12 protein-coding genes are annotated in these 16,957 nt (G+C 74.8%); 6 read left to right on the top strand and 6 right to left on the bottom strand.

The genetic code is table 11. The annotated features are described in order from the left end of the window. Positions 1-24: 24 nt before the first annotated feature. Together ACH4ZX_RS07925 and ACH4ZX_RS07920 are read left to right on the top strand one after the other, a co-directional pair. Positions 25-513: a single-stranded DNA-binding protein gene (locus ACH4ZX_RS07925; RefSeq protein ID WP_398269242.1), complete on the top strand. Its 489-nt coding sequence runs from the start codon at positions 25-27 to the stop codon at positions 511-513. A 310-nt stretch (positions 514-823) separates the two neighbouring features. Then, on the top strand, positions 824-2,173 hold the full coding sequence (locus tag ACH4ZX_RS07920) for a Cys-Gln thioester bond-forming surface protein (protein WP_398269239.1): 1,350 nt from the start codon (positions 824-826) through the stop codon (positions 2,171-2,173). 171 nt (positions 2,174-2,344) lie between these two features. On the opposite strand, the gene ACH4ZX_RS07915 is transcribed toward ACH4ZX_RS07920, so the two are convergent. Beyond that, positions 2,345-2,860, bottom strand: coding sequence for a hypothetical protein (locus ACH4ZX_RS07915; RefSeq protein ID WP_398269236.1), 516 nt, complete (start codon positions 2,858-2,860; stop codon positions 2,345-2,347). Between the two features lie 718 nt (positions 2,861-3,578). On the opposite strand from ACH4ZX_RS07915, the gene ettA reads away from it, so the two are divergent. The 3 genes from ettA to ACH4ZX_RS07900 are packed head-to-tail and all read left to right on the top strand — an operon-like array spanning position 3,579 to position 6,343. Next, the gene (gene ettA, locus ACH4ZX_RS07910) at positions 3,579-5,243 is read left to right on the top strand and encodes an energy-dependent translational throttle protein EttA (RefSeq protein WP_324783927.1); all 1,665 of its coding nucleotides are present in this window, start codon (positions 3,579-3,581) and stop codon (positions 5,241-5,243) included. A gap of 6 nt (positions 5,244-5,249) precedes the next feature. Then, positions 5,250-5,660 (top strand): acyl-CoA thioesterase, encoded by a 411-nt coding sequence (locus ACH4ZX_RS07905; protein ID WP_398269232.1) that lies wholly within the window; start codon positions 5,250-5,252, stop codon positions 5,658-5,660. Then, positions 5,657-6,343: a hypothetical protein gene (locus tag ACH4ZX_RS07900; RefSeq protein WP_398269229.1), complete on the top strand. Its 687-nt coding sequence runs from the start codon at positions 5,657-5,659 to the stop codon at positions 6,341-6,343. Before ACH4ZX_RS07905 ends, ACH4ZX_RS07900 begins: the two co-directional genes overlap by 4 nt. Before the next feature lie 30 nt (positions 6,344-6,373). On the opposite strand, the gene ACH4ZX_RS07895 is transcribed toward ACH4ZX_RS07900, so the two are convergent. The 4 genes from ACH4ZX_RS07895 to ACH4ZX_RS07880 form a co-directional block, all read right to left on the bottom strand. Next, entirely contained in the window at positions 6,374-7,339 is a 966-nt protein-coding gene (locus ACH4ZX_RS07895; protein ID WP_398269226.1) for an ABC transporter ATP-binding protein, read from the bottom strand. Positions 7,340-7,490: 151 nt separating this feature from the next. Then, a complete protein-coding gene (locus ACH4ZX_RS07890; protein WP_398269223.1) occupies positions 7,491-10,364 on the bottom strand; it encodes an FtsX-like permease family protein in 2,874 nt (957 codons plus the stop codon). 1 nt (position 10,365) lies between these two features. After that, complete coding sequence (locus tag ACH4ZX_RS07885; RefSeq protein ID WP_398269220.1) at positions 10,366-13,671, bottom strand: FtsX-like permease family protein; 3,306 nt, start codon at positions 13,669-13,671, stop codon at positions 10,366-10,368. A gap of 209 nt (positions 13,672-13,880) precedes the next feature. Beyond that, positions 13,881-14,285, bottom strand: a complete 405-nt coding sequence (locus tag ACH4ZX_RS07880; RefSeq protein WP_398269217.1) for a globin — start codon at positions 14,283-14,285, stop codon at positions 13,881-13,883. Between the two features lie 134 nt (positions 14,286-14,419). Here ACH4ZX_RS07880 and ACH4ZX_RS07875 point away from each other — a divergent pair, with 134 nt between their 5' ends. Then, positions 14,420-15,406 (top strand): methyltransferase domain-containing protein, encoded by a 987-nt coding sequence (locus ACH4ZX_RS07875; RefSeq protein WP_398269214.1) that lies wholly within the window; start codon positions 14,420-14,422, stop codon positions 15,404-15,406. 59 nt (positions 15,407-15,465) lie between these two features. Here the strand turns inward: ACH4ZX_RS07875 and ACH4ZX_RS07870 are convergent, their stop codons facing one another. Then, the gene (locus tag ACH4ZX_RS07870; RefSeq protein ID WP_398269211.1) at positions 15,466-16,914 is read right to left on the bottom strand and encodes an FHA domain-containing protein; all 1,449 of its coding nucleotides are present in this window, start codon (positions 16,912-16,914) and stop codon (positions 15,466-15,468) included. Between the last annotated feature and the right edge of the window lie 43 nt (positions 16,915-16,957).

The raw sequence follows: 16,957 nt of genomic DNA, 5'->3' as shown, positions 1-16,957 counted from the left end.
CGGCGTATCCGGGAGGGGTCGGCGATGAACGAGACGATCATCTGCGCTGTGGGGAACGTGGCCACGCAACCGGTGTACCGGGAGCTCGCGTCGGGAGCGTCCGCGCGGTTCCGGCTCGCGGTGACCTCGCGCTACTGGGACCGCGAGAAGAACCTGTGGGCGGACGGACACACCAACTTCTTCACGGTGTGGGCCAACCGGCAGCTCGCCGCGAACGTGGCGGCGTCGCTCAACGTGGGCGATCCCGTCGTCGTGCAGGGCAGGCTGAAGGTGCGTACGGACGTGCACGAGGGGCAGAACCGGACCTCGGCGGACCTCGACGCGACGGCGGTCGGTCACGATCTCGCCCGCGGTACCTCGGCCTTCCGCCGGGCGAACAGGCCCGAGCCGGGGGCGGCCGCCGTACCCCGGCAGCCGGAGCCCGACTGGGAAAGTCCGCATCCGGGCTCCGCGGCCCTGGGTTCCGTCCACCCGGCTTCCCGACAGGGCGCGCAGGCCGTCGCGGTGACGTGATGTCAGGTCGTGTCCCGGGTTGACCCGAGTGCGACATATCGGCCCATGCGTTCCCGGCAGCACGGTGGATTTGTCGATAAGCCCTGCTCATGGGCCGTCTCGGCGATAACGATTCCGAGTCGGATCGCTTGTCTGACGATATGACTGGGAGTCGTGGTGCGCCGCGTCCTTAGGATGCCGGGCATAGCTCTCGGAGCTTCTGATTCTGCTGCTGGGACCGCACCCCCCACGTCAACGGTCCTGCTCGAAGGGGAATTTGGTGTTTGCTTCGTTCTCTGTGCCGTCCCTGCGCCGGCGTCGAGCGGTCCGCGTGGCCGCCGTGACGCTGGCGTCCGGGCTCCTCACCGCCGACGTGCTGACGGGGGCCGGTACGGCCGCGGCCGCGGAGACGACACCGGGGCAGGGCGGGGCGACCGCCACCATAGGCGGCCTCAAGACGTACGGCGCCGCGGTGATCCACGGCGACGCCGGTGACCAGCAGGTGTCGGCGGGCCTGTTCGAGATGTCGGTCGACGGCGGCGGCACGCTGCAGACGTACTGCGTCGACATCAACAACCCCACGCAGCGGGACGCGAAGTACCACGAGACCCCCTGGAGCGGCACCTCGCTGGGCGCCAACAAGGACGCGGGCAGGATCCGCTGGATCCTGCAGAACTCCTACCCGCAGGTCAACGACCTCGCGGCGCTCGCCGCCAAGGCCGGCGTCGCGGGCGGTCTGACGGAGCAGGACGCGGCGGCCGGCACGCAGGTGGCGATCTGGCGCTACTCGGACGGGGCCGACGTCGACGCCGTCGACCCGCAGGCCGAGAAGCTCGCGGACTACCTCCAGCGCAGCGCGGTCGATGTCGCGGAGCCCGGGGCGTCGCTGACTCTCGACCCGCCCGCCGTCTCCGGCCACCCCGGCGAACTGCTCGGCCCGGTGACCGTGCACACCAACGCGGACGCCGTGACACTGGCGCCGCCCGCGGACGCGGCCATCAGCGGTGTGCGGATCGTCGCCAAGGACGGCAAGCCGCTCACCTCCGCGGCGGACGGCAGCAAGGTCTTCTTCGACGTCCCCGAGGACGCCGCCGACGGGTCGGCTGAGCTGACCGTGCAGGCGTCGACGACGGTGCCGGTCGGCCGGGCCTTCGCGTCCGAGAGCAGGAGCCAGACGCAGATCCTGGCCGGTTCCAGCGAGTCGACCGTCTCGGCGACGGCGAGCGCGACCTGGGCCAAGACCGGTGCGATACCGGCGCTGTCGGCGGAGCGGAACTGCGCCGAGGGGGGCGTGGACATCACCGCGGCGAACCAGGGCGACGAGGCGTTCACCTTCGAGCTGATGGGCCTCGAGCACAGCATCCCCGCGGGGCAGTCGCGCACGGTGACGATTCCGCTGCAGGAGGACCAGGCGTACGACTTCACGATCACGGGGCCGGGCGGCCTGGAGAAGCGGTTCACCGGGGTGCTCGACTGCAAGACGCAGGGCAGCGCGGGCGGCGAGGTGACCCAGACGCTCAGCGAGCCGAGCCCCGCCACGGTGGGTGGCGTCGCCGACGACACCAACCTGGCCGCGACCGGCGGCTCCAGCGCGACACCGCTGATCGCCGGCCTCGCCATCGCCTTCGTGGTGATCGGCGGCGCGGCCCTGGTCGTCGTCCGCAGGAAGCAGACTCCCTGAGTGCGGGCGGCGCGGGCGGCGCGGGTGGCGATCCCGGCCACCGCTTTAGCGAAAAGGGGTTGCCCGGCCTCCGGCCGGACAACCCCTCACCAAGATCTTCACGAGCCTTCCGGCCTGTAACGCCGACCCTGTCATGGTGGGTCAGGGAGAAGAGGCCGGAGGCTTGCGGCATCAGTTCTTCTTCGCCTCAAGTCCTTCCAGGGCGAGCCTGGTGTCGTCGAACGGCAGGGTCGCTGCCTCCTCCGACATGGCCATATAGCCCACCGTGTCGGCGTCGACCCAATAGCACCGGGTGCCTTCTCCCTCGGCGAGGTTCTGGCAGGAGGCCAGAGCCGGGGACGAGCCGGGATTCACGGGCACCCAGTCCGTCCTAGCACCGGCCGGCTTGCCGGCCTTCTCGGTCAGCATGGCCATGGCGGCTCTGAGGTCGCTCACCTCGGCCTGCGCTCCGGTGGCGGACAGCTTCCAGCCCTTGGCACCCCGGTAAAGCACAGTGAGCTGGTCGCCGACAATCTTGTGATGCGCCCCTTCGGGAATCCGGGAGGCCCCTTCGGCGGGGGTCACGGAGACGAGGTTCAGTGTCCCGGACAGCTTCTCGGGGAACGGCTCCGCGAAAGACCCCGGAGCCTTCGTCTTGTTCGGGGCGCCCTTGGGCGGGTCGACGTCGGCCGAATGGCTGCATCCCATGAGGCCAACCGCCGTGAGGGCCGTGAGGGAGATTTTTGCGACGTTCGTCCCCCAGAGGCGCACTGTCGTTCGCGCCTGACATCTGTACTCCACTTCCTTGATCCCCCGCCTATTTGTCGTTGAACTTCTTCGCCGCTCAATGCGACCCGGATAACACATATCTCAGCCAGCTTGTGCGGATTATTCATATTTGTCTTGAGTGGCAATTACTCAACTCGTGCCCTGCTGCAGGTTTCACCCGACCCGGATGGTGGAGCACGCCGAGGGGCGCCGCCGCGCAGCAGCCGCGCCTTTCTGTGGCCCCGCTCGATGTGCGCCAGGAGGGGGATTTGTCCGTGGTCGGCGCCACATCGCTCGGCGGCGGTTCGGCGGACGCGGCGGCCCTTCGTGGCCGGCGTGCCCGGTCGTGGCTGTCGGCGGCTGTGGTGCACGCGGCCCGTGTCGGTGGCGGCCTGTGTCGGCCAACGGTCGTCCCTGGTGATCACCTCTGGGCCGTCCCTGGGCCGTCCCTGGGCCGCCCCCGGGCCGTTCATGGGCCGTGCGAGGGCGGCCGAGGCCACTCGACGGCGACGGGCAGCGGCCCCCGAGCTACCGCCGTCGGGGGCAAACCACCAGGTCACAGGCCCCCGGCCAGACGCGTTTCCCCCCAGGGGTGGCGGTCAGGCAAGATGGGGTGTATCTGCCCACTGCCAGATTTCAAGCTGCCGGACGGTTTCTCTTGGCTGAGTTCATTTACACCATGCGCAAGGCGCGCAAAGCGCACGGCGACAAGGTGATCCTCGACGACGTCACCCTGAACTTCCTGCCGGGTGCCAAGATCGGCGTCGTCGGTCCGAACGGTGCCGGCAAGTCGACCGTGCTGAAGATCATGGCGGGGCTGGAGCAGCCCTCCAACGGCGACGCGTTCCTGTCGCCCGGCTACAGCGTCGGCATCCTGCTCCAGGAGCCCCCGCTGAACGACGAGAAGACCGTCCTGGAGAACGTCCAGGAGGGTGTCGCCGAGATCAAGGGCAAGCTCGACCGGTTCAACGAGATCGCCGAGCTGATGGCGACCGACTACTCGGACGCCCTGCTCGACGAGATGGGCAAGCTCCAGGAGGAGCTCGACCACGCCAATGCCTGGGACCTCGACGCCCAGCTGGAGCAGGCCATGGACGCCCTGGGCTGCCCGCCCGGCGACTGGCCCGTGGTCAACCTCTCCGGTGGCGAGAAGCGCCGGGTGGCGCTCTGCAAGCTGCTGCTGGAGGCCCCCGACCTGCTGCTCCTCGACGAGCCCACCAACCACCTCGACGCCGAGTCGGTGAACTGGCTGGAGCAGCACCTCGCCAAGTACGAGGGCACCGTCGTCGCCGTCACCCACGACCGGTACTTCCTGGACAACGTCGCCGGGTGGATCTGCGAGGTCGACCGCGGCCGCCTGCACGGCTACGAGGGCAACTACTCCAAGTACCTCGAGACCAAGGCCGCCCGCCTCAAGGTCGAGGGCCAGAAGGACGCCAAGCGGCAGAAGCGGCTCAAGGAAGAGCTGGAGTGGGTGCGCTCCAACGCCAAGGGACGGCAGGCGAAGTCCAAGGCGCGTCTGGCCCGCTACGAGGAGATGGCCGCCGAGGCCGAGAAGATGCGGAAGCTGGACTTCGAGGAGATCCAGATCCCGCCGGGGCCGCGGCTGGGCAACGTCGTCGTCGAGGTCGAACACCTCAGGAAGGCCTTCGGTGAGAAGGTCCTCATCGACGACCTCTCCTTCACGCTGCCGCGCAACGGCATCGTCGGCATCATCGGGCCGAACGGCGCGGGCAAGACCACGCTGTTCAAGATGATCCAGGGCCTGGAGAAGCCCGACTCCGGTTCGATCAAGGTCGGCGACACCGTCAAGATCTCCTACGTCGACCAGAGCCGCGAGAACATCGACCCCAAGAAGACGCTGTGGGCCGTCGTCAGCGACGAACTGGACTACATCAACGTCGGCCAGGTCGAGATGCCCTCGCGGGCCTACGTCTCCGCCTTCGGCTTCAAGGGCCCGGACCAGCAGAAGCCGGCCGGTGTGCTCTCCGGCGGTGAGCGCAACCGCCTGAACCTGGCGCTCACCCTCAAGCAGGGCGGCAACCTGCTGCTCCTCGACGAGCCGACCAACGACCTCGACGTCGAGACGCTCTCCAGCCTGGAGAACGCGCTGCTCGAATTCCCGGGCTGCGCCGTGGTCGTCTCCCACGACCGCTGGTTCCTCGACCGCGTGGCCACCCACATCCTCGCCTACGAGGGCGAGTCCAAGTGGTTCTGGTTCGAGGGCAACTTCGAGTCGTATGAGAAGAACAAGATCGAGCGGCTCGGGCCGGACGCCGCGCGTCCGCACCGCGCCACCTACAAGAAGCTGACCCGGGGCTGATCGATCTTGCGGCACATCTACCGCTGCCCGCTGCGCTGGGCGGACATGGACGCGTACGGCCATGTCAACAACGTGGTCTTCCTGCGCTACCTGGAAGAAGCCCGTATCGACTTCCTGTTCCGCCCGGACAAGGAGTTCCAGCAGGGGTCCGTGGTGGCGCGCCATGAGATCGACTACAAGCGGCAGCTCGTCCACCGGCACGCGCCCGTGGACATCGAGCTGTGGGTCACGGAGATCCGGGCGGCGTCCTTCACCATCGCCTACGAGGTGAAGGACGACGACGTCCTCTACGTCCGCGCCTCGACGGTGATAGTGCCGTTCGACTTCGAGGCGCAGCGGCCCCGCCGGATCACCGCGGAGGAGCGGGAGTTCCTGGCGGAGTACCGGGACGACGAGGAGGAGGCCGTCGCCGCATGACGGTGCTCCACCTCGCGGACGAGGGGGAGGCGGCGGATCTGGCGGCCTTCCTCTCCCGGCTGCTCCACTACGACCGCGGAGCGGCGGTCCGCATCCAGGCGGCGGGCACCGCGCTCGCCGTCTTCGGACGGCCGCCGTCCTTCGAGGTGCTGGCGATCCGCGCGGTGCGGCTCGCCGAGCCGGCCGAGGACAGGTCGGCCGAGGACGGGCCGGCCGTCGCGCTGGACGTGACCGTATCGGCCGGTGAACTGCTCGAGTCCGTCGACGAGCCGGCGTCCACGGCCGCCGTGCCGGCCGCGGTCACCGGGCCGCCGTGGGCGGGCGTGCTGCCGCCGCGCGGAGGGTGGCGGCCCGAGCCCGGTCTCCCGGCGCCGGACGCACTGCGCGCGGCGGTCGGCGCGGCGGTCGCCGAGTTCCGCTCCCGCACCCAGGAGCTGGCGCCGCAGCAGCGGACGCGGGCCGAAGTCGACCGCATCGGGCGGGAGATCTGGTCCCGCACGATCGGCGACACGGGGCTGCCGGTGCGGGTGGTGCACGCGGCCCAGTCGCTCGGCTTCCTGCGCCCCGAAGGGGACGATCCGGCGCTGTTCGCGTCGGGCGCCTGGCTGAGGCTGCGCACGCCGTACGGGTCGGTAGCCGTGCGGCGGGTGGGACGCGAGGCGCTGGGCGTCAGCGTCCGCTGACGACTGCGTCCGCTGACGGCGGGCGGGCCGTCAGCCCTGCTCGCCGCTGTCGTCCGGCCGGACGGCGATGTGGTCGCTCTCCAGTTCCAGGGCCACCCGGTCCCGCATGCCGAGGGCCTCGGTGTACTCGGCCGGGAGCTGGAGGCGGCCGGCCCGGTCGAGCATGGCGTACTCGCGGGCGACCACCGTCTCGTGACCGGTCGCCGCGTCGACCTCGCTGCGGCGCAGTACCTCCGTGGACGTGCGGCCGTCCCGGATGGCGACCGTGCGGCGCACCTCCGTGGCGACCGCCTGGTCGTGGGTGACGATGACGACGGTGGTGCCGAGACGCTCGTTCGCGGTGCGGAAGGCGGCGAAGACCTGTTCCGCGGTGTGGGAGTCGAGTTCGCCGGTGGGCTCGTCGGCGAGCAGGACCGCGGGGTCGTTGGCGAGGGCGACCGCGATGGCCACGCGCTGCTGCTGGCCGCCGGACATCTGGTGCGGGCGGCGGTCGCGGCAGTCGGCCACCTGTAGCAACTCCATCAGTTCCAGGGCGCGTTCGGCGTGGGCGCGGCGGGCACCGCGGCCGCGGGCGCCGGACAGCTGCATCGGGAGGGCGACGTTCTGGGCGGCGGTGAGGTAGGGCAGGAGGTTGCGGGAGGTCTGCTGCCAGACGAAGCCGACCGTGCCGCGGCGGTAGGCCAGGCGGTCCCTGGCGGTCATGGTGAGCAGGTCGTGCCCCGCGACGCGGGCGGCGCCGGCGGTGGGGGCGTCCAGGCCGGCGAGGATGTTCATGAGGGTGGACTTGCCGCTGCCGGACGCGCCCACCAGCGCCATCAACTCGCCCTCGCGGACCAGCAGGTCGAGGCCCTGGAGCGCCTGCACCTCCACTCCGTCCGCGCTGAAGACGCGGACCAGACGGTCGCAGGTGATCAGCGCGTCGTGGCCGTAGGCCGGGCGGTCGCGGCGCGCGGCGGCGCGGTCGGCCAGGTCGGCGAGGGTGGGGTTCGTCGTCATCGGGCTGCCTCCTCGACCGGCGCTCCGACGGGGGCCGGGTGGGTCGTCGGGCGGGTCGTCGGGTGGGTCGCGCCCGTGGTCCGGGCGGGCGCTTCAACGGGGGGTGTTCCGTCCGTGGTCGGGGCGGGTGCTTCGATGGGGGTCGGGCGGGTCATCGGGTGTCTCCCGCGCGCAGTTCCGTGACCGACCCCCGGCGCCCCGTCCACCATGCCTGCACCACCGCGACTACCACCGTCACCGCCAGGATCGCCAGCGCGGGCACCGTCAGCGACATCGCGTCCGTGCGCAACTCGGTGCGTCCCGTGGCGGTTTCGGCGGAGGCGAGGGCGATCGTCGTCAGGTCGACGCCGGGCGACAGCAGCCGGATCGCCGCCCAGCCGGTCAACGCGCCGCCCGCCGCGGCCGGCAGCGCCTGCGGCAGCGACTCCAGGACCAGCAGACGGCGGCCCTGCGCACGGGTCAGGCCCATCGTGCGCAGCCGGGCCAGCAGGGCGGCCCGTTCGGGGGCGGCGCGCAGCAGGGACAGCAGCAGGGCCAGGACGGCGTAGCCCGCGCCGGCGGCCACGGCGGCGGTGTAGACGCGCTCGGCGCCGGACTGCAGGGGCGAGTCGACGTACCCGGCACGCTCCTCCGCCCGCACCTGCACGCCCCCGGCGTCGCCCGCCGCCCGGCGCAGCGCGCCCGCGTCGAGCCGGCCGCCGGTCAGCAGCAGCACGTTGGGACGGGCGGCCTCCCGGCTCAGCCCGGCGCGGTCGACGACCAGGAAGTCCGCGCCGGTCACCGCGGGCGTGCGGGCCCGGACCAGGGCGACGCGGACGGTGACCGTGCTGCCGTCCTCCAGCCGCACCGGGAACGGCCGGGTCCCGTACGTGCGGGCCACCTGCGGGGAGGCCAGCGCCGGAAGCGCCCCGCCGCCCGCCGGACGCCCCAGCCGGCCGGCGTCGAACGCCCCGAGCCGGGTCCGGCCCGCCAACTCGGCGTAGGCGCGCGGGTCCACGCCCGCCAGCGGCACCGACTGCCTGCCGTCCTCCGGCTTGGCCTGGTACGCGAGGCTCACCTCGGCCAGCCCCCGCACGCCGGGCGACCGGCGTACCCGCTCGGGCAGCCCCGACGGCAGCGGGGCGGTCGCCTCGACGCGGGCGTCGGCGCCGACGGCGAGCAGCGCCGCGTGATCGCGGGCCTCGCGCACGCCCGCCAGGACGGAACCGCCGAACGCCGCCGTGGTCAGCGCCGCCAGCAGCGCCAGCAGGGGCAGCACCGCGGAGGCGGAGGCGCGGCCCGCGCGGGCCAGCGACAGGACACCCAGCAACCCCCGCAGCCGGGCCGCCGGGCGGGCCAGCGCGCGCAGGGGCAGCGGGTGCAGGCGGGCCAGCAGCAGGGCCGCGGCCACGCCGATCAGCACCGGGGCCGGCGCGCCGAGCTGATCACCGGCCGCGCCCCGCCTGCGCAGGGTCTCGACCGCGCCCAGCGCCACGACCAGCACGGTGAGCTCCGCGACCGTACGGCGCCGGGACGGACGTACCGCCGTCACGTCCTGCCTGCCGCCGTGGACCCGGACCGTTCGGTGCGCGATTGCGGCCCGCAGCGGGAACGCGGCGCAGGCGGCCACCGTCACCGCCGCCGCCGCGGTGAGGGCGGGCAGCGGGCGGCCGCCGGGGAGGGCGAGGAGCGCGACCGCCAGGCCCGCCGATCCCGCGGGCAGTGCGACGACCGCGGTCTCGGCGAGCAGACGTCCCGTCACGCCCGGCAGGGAGCCGCCGCGGGCGCGCAGCAGGGTGAGTTCGGCGCGGCGGCGGTCGGCGGCCAGCGCGCCGGCCATCAGCAGGACGACGGCGGCGACCGTGCCGGTGCCGAAGGCGGCCACGGCGACGAGCGGCCGGACGCCCGCGCGCAGCCGCGTGAAACGGCCGAGCACCTCGTCGAGGTCGGTCTCGGCGTCCGTGGCCGGGTCGGTCGCCGCGCGCACCGCGCGCAGGTCCGGGCCGGACTCCAGGGAGGCGATCGCCGACCGCAGCCTGTCCGCGTCATGGGAGTGGAGGTCACCGGCGGCGGGCGCCAAGTTCCAGTAGCGCCAGGGGTCCCCGGCCGTCCCCAGCATCGCCGGGGCCGCTTCGGGGGCCAGCAGCAGGGCGCCCAGCCAGTACGTGTCGGCGTCCGCGCCCCCGCCCGGCACCCGGACCAGGCTGGGGCCGCGCAGCAGGGGCTGGGTCGCCCAGTAACCGCCGTCCGGGTTGCGCGGGGCGACGACGCCGGTGACCCGGACGGCGAGCGGGGCGCGTTCCACGGCGGGCAGGTGGATCACCGCACCGGGCTCGATGCGCAGCTTCTTCGCGGTCTCGGCGGTGACGGCGGCCTCCACCGCGGGCGTGGCGGCGGTCACCCGCGCACCGGCCCGGGGCAGACGGCCGGAACGGACCGTCGCGTGCCCGGCCAGACCGTGCTGCGCGGCGAGCACGAACCGGGCGGGCAGCCCGGTCGGCCGGGGCAGCCACGGGTCCGGCGCCGGCAGCGGGCGGGCGGTGCGCACCCCGTACGTCGACTGCCCGGGGTCCGCCACGAGCGGCCGACGGACCGCGGTGCGGACGCGCGCGTACTGCCGGCCGAGCGGGCCGGGACGCAGCGCCTCCTCCCGCCGTTCCCGGGGCAGGCGCACGTCCGGCTGCGGGGCGGACAGGCGCAGGGCGGTGCTGTCGGGACGCGCCTGCGCGACGGCCCGGCGCAGCCCGGCGTCCTCGTACCGGTCGACCGCCGACGGGAAGGCGGCCGCCAGACACGCGGTCAGCGCCACCAGCAGCGCCAGCGCGCACACGGCGGCGGGCGCGGCGTGCAGCCGGGTACGGACCCACGGCGCCGGGACCCGCGACGGGGGCGCGCCGCCGGCTCCCGCGCTGCCCGCTGCTCCCGCGCCGCCGGCTCCCGCGCTGCCCGCTGCTTCCGCGCCGCTGGCTTCCGCGCCGCTGGCTTCCGCGCCGCTGGCTTCCGCGCCATCGGCTTCCGTCTCGTCCGCTTCCCTGCCGGGGCTCATGTCACTCGCCTCCCTGCTCGCGCAGTGACCTCGTCGGGTCCGTCCGGCGCAGTGCCAGCAGGGCGGTGACCAGGAGCGGGGTCACCGCCACGGCCGCGAGCACCAGGGCCAGCCGGGGGAGCGGCAGTTCCACGAGCACCTCCGGCACCGGACGCGTCGCCTGCGCGGTCAGCACGGTCAGCGGGATCACCGCCCGGGCCAGCACGGTCCCCAGCGCCGTGCCCACCACCAGCGCCAGTGCCGCCAGCACGCCCTGTTCCACGGCGATCATGCGGGCGAGGCGCCGGCGCGGGGCGCCCAGGGCGCGCAGCACGGCGAGTTCGGCGCCCCGCTCCCGCAGCGAGCCCGCCGCGCTCACCGCGAACCCGACCGCGGCCAGCGCCGCCGCCACCGCGGCCGTCGCCGCGAACGCCGCCTCGGGGCCGGCCCCGAACGGGTCGTCGCGCAGGTGTGCCGCCGTCTCGTCCCGCACCACGACCTGACCGGCCTCCAGGTCGGGCAGCGCCCGCAGCCGCGCGGCGACCCGCGCCGACGCGCCCGGGTCGGTGCGCAGCCACCACTCCGTCGGGGTGACGCTCGCCCCGTACCGCTCGGCCAGCACCCGGTTCACGGACCGCAGATCGACCAGCAGGGCCCCGCCGTCCGCGTCGCCGGTCGTCGGCAGCGCGCGCACCGACCGCACGATCCGCACCGGCACGTTCTCGCCGCCGAGCGTCACGTCCACCCGCCCGCCGGCCCGCGCGCCCGCCGAGGCGAGGAAACGGTCGGTCGCGACGGCCCTGACCTCGGCGGCCCGCGCGGGTTGCGCGACCCGCATCCGCACCGTCACCGAGGCGATGACCCAGGTCTCGTCGACCGGGATGTGCCCCGTGTCGTACTCGATGGCCGGCGGCCCCGACGAACTCACCTCCGGCCGCGTCGGGTTGGTGTCGGCCTCCGGTGATGCGAGCTGTCCGTCGCCGCCCGAGTCGGCCGTCCAGGCGGCCGGCAGCGGCAGCCGCCGTACGGTCCCGTCGGTGCTCGTGGCCGTCAGGCGGCCCAGCACCAGGCGGTGCCGTTCGGAGTGACCGAACGGCTGGGACATCACCAGTTGCACGCCGGTGAGCGTCAGCGGGGCCGGCGGGAGGGCGACCCCGAGGGTGTGGGCGCGGCCGTCGGCGGGGAGTTCGCCGGCCGGGACCTGGTACGGGGTGCCGTACCGGTCCTCCAGGGTGAGCGTCGCGTCCGTCGTGGTGCCCTGCTGCCGCGAGGTGCGCAGGGTCGCCGTCAGCCGCAGCCGGGCGGTGCGCGCGGGCACCCGGGCACCGGCCGTCGTCCCCTTCGGGCCGAGCCCGGCGAGCAGCGGCCGCACCGGCCGGGGCACCAGGTCCCGGCGCATCAGCACCGCGTCCGCCGCGTGCGCGGTGTCCAGGGCCAGCAGGGCCGCCGTGCGGTCGCCGGACAGCGGCAGCTCGGTACGGACGGCGGGCGCGGCCTCGCGGACGTGCGGCATCGCCGCGTACGTGTCCGTGCGCCCCAGGCCGTCCTCCCCGGCTGCGACGATCCGTACGGGGGCGCCGGCGCCGAAGTCCGCCTGGTCGTCCTGCGAACGGTCCCAGGAGGCGCCCTGCGCGACGGCCAGCATGCCGAGCGCGACGGCGAGCACCAGCAGCAGCACCGGGCCCGCGCCGCGCGTCGGACGGCGGCTGAGCTGCCAGCCCGCCAGCGCCGCCGTCAGCCCGCGCCCGCCGGCCGCCCGGTGCTCGGCGAGCCGTGCCACCAGGGGCAGCAGCCGCAGCGTCAGCACCGTCCCGGCGAGCAGCGCCAGCGCGGGCGCCGCCACCAGCAGCGGGTCGATGCCCGGGGTGCCCCGGCTGCCCTCGGCCACCGCGCCCGAGTCCTGCCGGCCGAGCTGCCAGTACGCGACCCCGGCCACCGCGAGCAGTCCCAGGTCCGCGCCCGCCCGCACCGCTCCGGGCAGCGACCGGGCCCGGCCCGCCCGGAACCCCTCGACGGTGAGCGCCGGCAGCGTCACCGCCAGCGCGCACCCCAGGGCCACGCCCGCCGCGACCAGCCACACCCCGAGGCGTCCGCCGGGCGGCACGTCCAGGCGCAGCCCGATCCGGGCCAGCGCCCCCTGCCCGGCCAGCAGCCGGGTGAGCGGTCCCGACAGCGGCGGCGCGCACACCACCGCGGGCACCGCCAGGAACAGCGCCTCCACGGCGGCGATGCCCGCGATCCGGGCCCGGGAGCCGCCGCGCGCCCTCAGCAGCCGCGTCTCGCCCGTCCGTTCGGCGCTCAGCAGCCGGGCCACCAGCAGCAGCGCACAGGCGGCGAGCAGGGCGAGCTGCAGCGCGACGATCAGCAGGGTGGAGCGGGAGACCAGCAGCGAGCGTTCGACACGGTCCAGGACGTCCGGGAGGGAGGTGCCGGCGGCGGTCGTGCCGCTCAGCGCGGGCTGCCCGCGCAGCGCCGCGCTCTCCTTCCGCGCCGCCCGGCGTAACGCGTCGATCCGCCCGGTCGTCACGGAGGAGAAGTCGGCCGACGCCAGCCAGGCCGACGGCCCGCCGCTCACCTTGCCGACGTGCCCCGCCGTCCCCGCCTTCCCCCCGTTCCCCGTGGTCAGGACGCCGGGGGCGGTGAGCAGGGGGCCGTACGTCGTGAAGCCGACCGTCCGCACGCCCCGGCCGCCGAGGTCGTCCAGCCGCCAGTAGGGGGCGTCGGCCGCCGCGGGACGGTAGACGCCGGTGAGCGTGACGCGCACCTTCGGGCCGCCGAGCCGGTCGGCGAGGGTGAGGCGGGCGCCCGGCCGCAGGCCGAGGGCGCGGGCGGCGGTCTGCGGGAGGGCGGCCTCGACGCCGCCGCCCGGGCGGTCGCGGGGGGCACGGCCCGCGACGACACGCACCTGCGTGCGGTCCAGGGCCGCGAAGTACGTCAGGTCCGGGTCGCCGGACCGTTCGGCGGGCGGCCGCAGCGAACGGGGCAGCGCGTACGGCCCGGAGTGCAGCAGCGTCCGCACGGTCACCGGCAGCCCGTCGAAGGCGCGCCGCGCGCCCGCCCGGACGGCGTCCTGAGCGGCGGCGCGACGGCCGGCCGGCACGTCGGCCTTGACGATCAGCGCCGAGTCGGCGGCGTTCGAGGGGTCGGCCAGCGAGTGCCGCAGGGCCGCGTCGCCGATCGCGCCCGCGTAGGCGGTCAGGGTCGTCAGGACCGCCGTGGTCAGCAGGACGGTGAGCAGGGCGGCGGCGAGCAGCAGGCGGTGCGCGCGGGCACGCAGCAGCACGAACCGCGCGGTCGCTCCCCATGCGGTCCCCGCTGATCCGGTCACCCGGCCCCCCGTGGTCGTCCAGACCTCAGGGCGATGCTGTCAGAGGCGGGGGGTCGCGGGTAAGCGCTTGTGGGGCGGCCTTGACCGGATTGTGACCGGAATCCGGCGCGGTGTGACCGGAATCCGTACGTCCGACCTGCCGACCGGTCCCCGGCCGGTCCCCGGTCAGTCCCCGGCCGGTCCCCGGCCAGTCCTTGCTCGGTCCCCCGTCAGTCCGGCGTGTTCACCATCGAGGCCGCCGCGTACGTCAGGTACTTCCACAGCTGCTGCTCGTGCTCCTCGGACAGGCCGAGTTCGTCGAGGGCCGTCCGCATGTGCCGCAGCCAGGCGTCGTGCGCCTCGCGGTCCACGGTGAAGGGGGCGTGCCGCATGCGCAGACGGGGATGGCCGCGGTTCTCGCTGTACGTCGTCGGACCGCCCCAGTACTGGATCAGGAACAGCGCCAGCCGGTCCTCGGCCGGGCCGAGATCCTCCTCCGGGTACATCGGCCGCAGGAGCGGGTCCTCGGCGACTCCCTCGTAGAAGCGGTGCACCAGGCGGCGGAAGGTTTCCTCCCCGCCGACCTGCTCGTAGAAGGTCTGCTCCTGAAGCGTGCCGCGCCGAATCTCATTCACGCCCCCATGGTCGCAGACGGCGCGAGCGAAGACCCAGGCCCTACGGCCCTCCCGCGCCCCTCCGGTGTCCGTCCCGCACCCGTCCCGTGCCCGTCTTGTCCGTCGCCGTGCCGGACCGCCCGTAGTGTGGAGGTATGGGCGCGCACGCTCTCGACAGGGACCTGGCAGACCTCGCCGCCTCCGCCCGGCAGGCGCTGGTGCGGCGGATCGACGCGACCGGGGCCTGGGACGCCGACCCGGTGTGGCGGGAGGCGTTCGCGGCCGTCCCGCGTCATCTGTTCGTGCCGTACTACTACGTCGGCGTCCGGGGCGGCTACGAACGCCGGTGGGGTGAGACCCCCGACCCGGACGCGCGCGAGAACTGGCTGCGCGGCGCCTACGCCGACGCCCCGCTGGCCACCCGGCTGCGCGACGGCGACCTGGTCTCCTCCAGCAGCCAGCCCTCGCTCATGGCGCGGATGCTGGTGGAACTGCGGGTGCGGGACGGCGACCGGGTCCTGGAGATCGGCACCGGAAGCGGCTACAACGCGGCCCTGCTGGCCCACCGGCTCGGCGACGACCGCCTGGTCACCACCGTCGATCTCGACCCGGAGATCACGGAGTCGGCGCGGCGGCACCTGGCCGCCGCCGGACACCGTCCGGCCGTCGTCACCGGCGACGGCGCCCGCGGCGTCCCCGAGCGCGCACCCTTCGACCGGATCGTCGCGACCTGCGCCCTGACGTCCGTGCCGCCCGCCTGGCTCGCCCAGTGCGACCCCGGCGCGCGCATCCTGGCCCCGCTCGCCACCGGCCTGATCGCGCTGACCGTCCACGACCGCGGACACGCCGAGGGGCACTTCCTGCCCACGCCCGCCTACTTCGTGCCGCTGCGCGGCGGGACCGGCTCGCGCCCCGAGCCGGTCGACCTCGACGCGGTGCCCGACCATGCCCGGGGGGACGAACTGTTCGGCTTCCTGCTGGCGCTGACCCGCGGCAGCCTCGACGCGCAGGAGGCCTACGTCCTGTGGGAGCGCGAGGGACGCCCGCTACGGGAGCGCTACGGCGTCACGGCCGGCGGCGAGCGCGGGTGGGCCTGGCTGGACGACCCGGAGGGGCCGTACGCCTGGCCCCTCCCCGCCTGATCCCCGTCGGACCGCTGCCTGATCCCCGCCGGACCCCTGCCCGGTCCGCGCCCGACGGCTCAGCCGCGCCGGATGGTGATCGTCGTCCACGCGCCGACGTGCACCCGGTCCCCGTCCTGCAGCGGCACCGGCACGAAGGGCTGGATGGGCTCCTCGGAACCGTTGACCGTGGTGCCGTTGGTGGAGTTCTGGTCGACGACCGCCCAGCCGCCGTCCGGCTGCTGCACCAGCACCGCGTGCTGGTGCGAGACGCCCGGGTCCTCCGGCGGCACCGACAGGTCGATGTCGGGGGTGTCGCCGGTGGAGTGGCGCCGGCGGCCGATGGTGACCTGGTTGCCGCTGAGGGTGCGCTGCTGCTCGGGCGAGTACGCGGGCAGGTTGAGCCCCGCGGCCTCGGGCCCCGAGCGCTGCATCATCGCCATGAAGTACTCGCGGTCCGGCCCGATGGTCGCCGTCCAGGTCGCCGGCTGCTGCGGGTACGCGGGGCCGGGCGGAGCCTGGGTCGCGCCGGGCTGCGGATAGCCGTGGCCGCCACCCGGTCCGCGGCCGCCGGGGCCGCCCTGAGCGCCGGGGCCGCCCGGAGCACCGTGGCCGCCCGGGCCGGACGACGGCGGGGAGATCACCCAGTCGTCCTCACCGGGGCCGAAGGGCGGACCGCCCTGCGGGGACCGTCCGGGCGTCTCCTGCGGGAACGTGGGCGGAGCGGGCGCGCCGGACGGCTGGTACCCCTGCGGCGCGCCCCCGGGCGCACCGGGACCACCGTGACCGGCAGGACCGCCGGGGCCACCGTGACCGCCGGGGCCACCGTGACCACCAGGCCCGCCGTGACCACCAGGCCCACCAGGCCCGCCGAAGCCGCCGGGGCCTCCCGTGCCGGGAGCACCGAAGCCGCCGGAGCCCCCGGGCCCGCCGGGGCCGGGAGCGCCGAAGCCGCCGGGCCCGCCGGGGCCGGGACCGCCGGAGCCGCCGGGGCCCGCGGGCGGGGTCGGGCCGGGCGGCGGGACCGGGCGGGAGGGGTCGGGGCCGAAGTTCGAGGGGCCGGACGGCTCGCTGCCGAAGGACGGGATCGGCTCGGCGGGCCGGTTCATCTGCGACGGGCGGGAGCCCTGGTAGTCGAAGGAGTCACCCGCGCCGTACGACGGTCCCGGCGGCTGCTGGTAGCGCGCGGACGGGCCCGGGCCGGGCGCCGGCGGGCGCGGGGCGGCCGGGGTGTAGGAGGTCGCGGTGTTCGTCAGGAAGTTCCACCGGCACTCCTCGCAGAAGGGCGCGCCGCCCTCGCGGGGCGTGCGGCACTGCGGGCACAGTTCCGGCTCGTGGTCCGGCACCGCCGACAGGTGCGGGCGGCCGCCGGGCTGGGTGCCCTGCGGGGGCGGGAAGCCGTAGCCGCCGCCGGGTACGGGCGGGGGCGGCGGGGGAGGGGGCGGGGGCACGGCACCGGCCATGCGGTGACCGCAGACCTCGCACCAGTCGTCGGAACCCGACTGGTGTCCGTTCGGGCAGGTCGGCATGTCGGCGCTTCCCCCTCTCCTTCAGGGTCCTACTACGGTCCTG

Source organism: Streptomyces sp. NPDC020490, assembly GCF_044335305.1.
GTDB lineage: Bacteria > Actinomycetota > Actinomycetes > Streptomycetales > Streptomycetaceae > Streptomyces.
Note: the sequence above shows the minus strand (reverse complement) of the source record. Positions and strands in the feature narration are given on the sequence as shown.

Bases quoted from the DNA above. Each gene is read 5' to 3' on its own strand.
- ACH4ZX_RS07925 (WP_398269242.1), top strand. From the start codon at position 25: ATGAACGAGACGATCATCTGCGCTGTGGGGAACGTGGCCACGCAACCG.
- ACH4ZX_RS07915 (WP_398269236.1), bottom strand. From the start codon at position 2,860: ATGGGATGCAGCCATTCGGCCGACGTCGACCCGCCCAAGGGCGCCCCG.
- ACH4ZX_RS07900 (WP_398269229.1), top strand. From the start codon at position 5,657: ATGACGGTGCTCCACCTCGCGGACGAGGGGGAGGCGGCGGATCTGGCG.
- ACH4ZX_RS07895 (WP_398269226.1), bottom strand. From the start codon at position 7,339: ATGACGACGAACCCCACCCTCGCCGACCTGGCCGACCGCGCCGCCGCG.
- ACH4ZX_RS07890 (WP_398269223.1), bottom strand. From the start codon at position 10,364: ATGAGCCCCGGCAGGGAAGCGGACGAGACGGAAGCCGATGGCGCGGAA.
- ACH4ZX_RS07875 (WP_398269214.1), top strand. From the start codon at position 14,420: ATGGGCGCGCACGCTCTCGACAGGGACCTGGCAGACCTCGCCGCCTCC.
- ACH4ZX_RS07870 (WP_398269211.1), bottom strand. From the start codon at position 16,914: ATGCCGACCTGCCCGAACGGACACCAGTCGGGTTCCGACGACTGGTGC.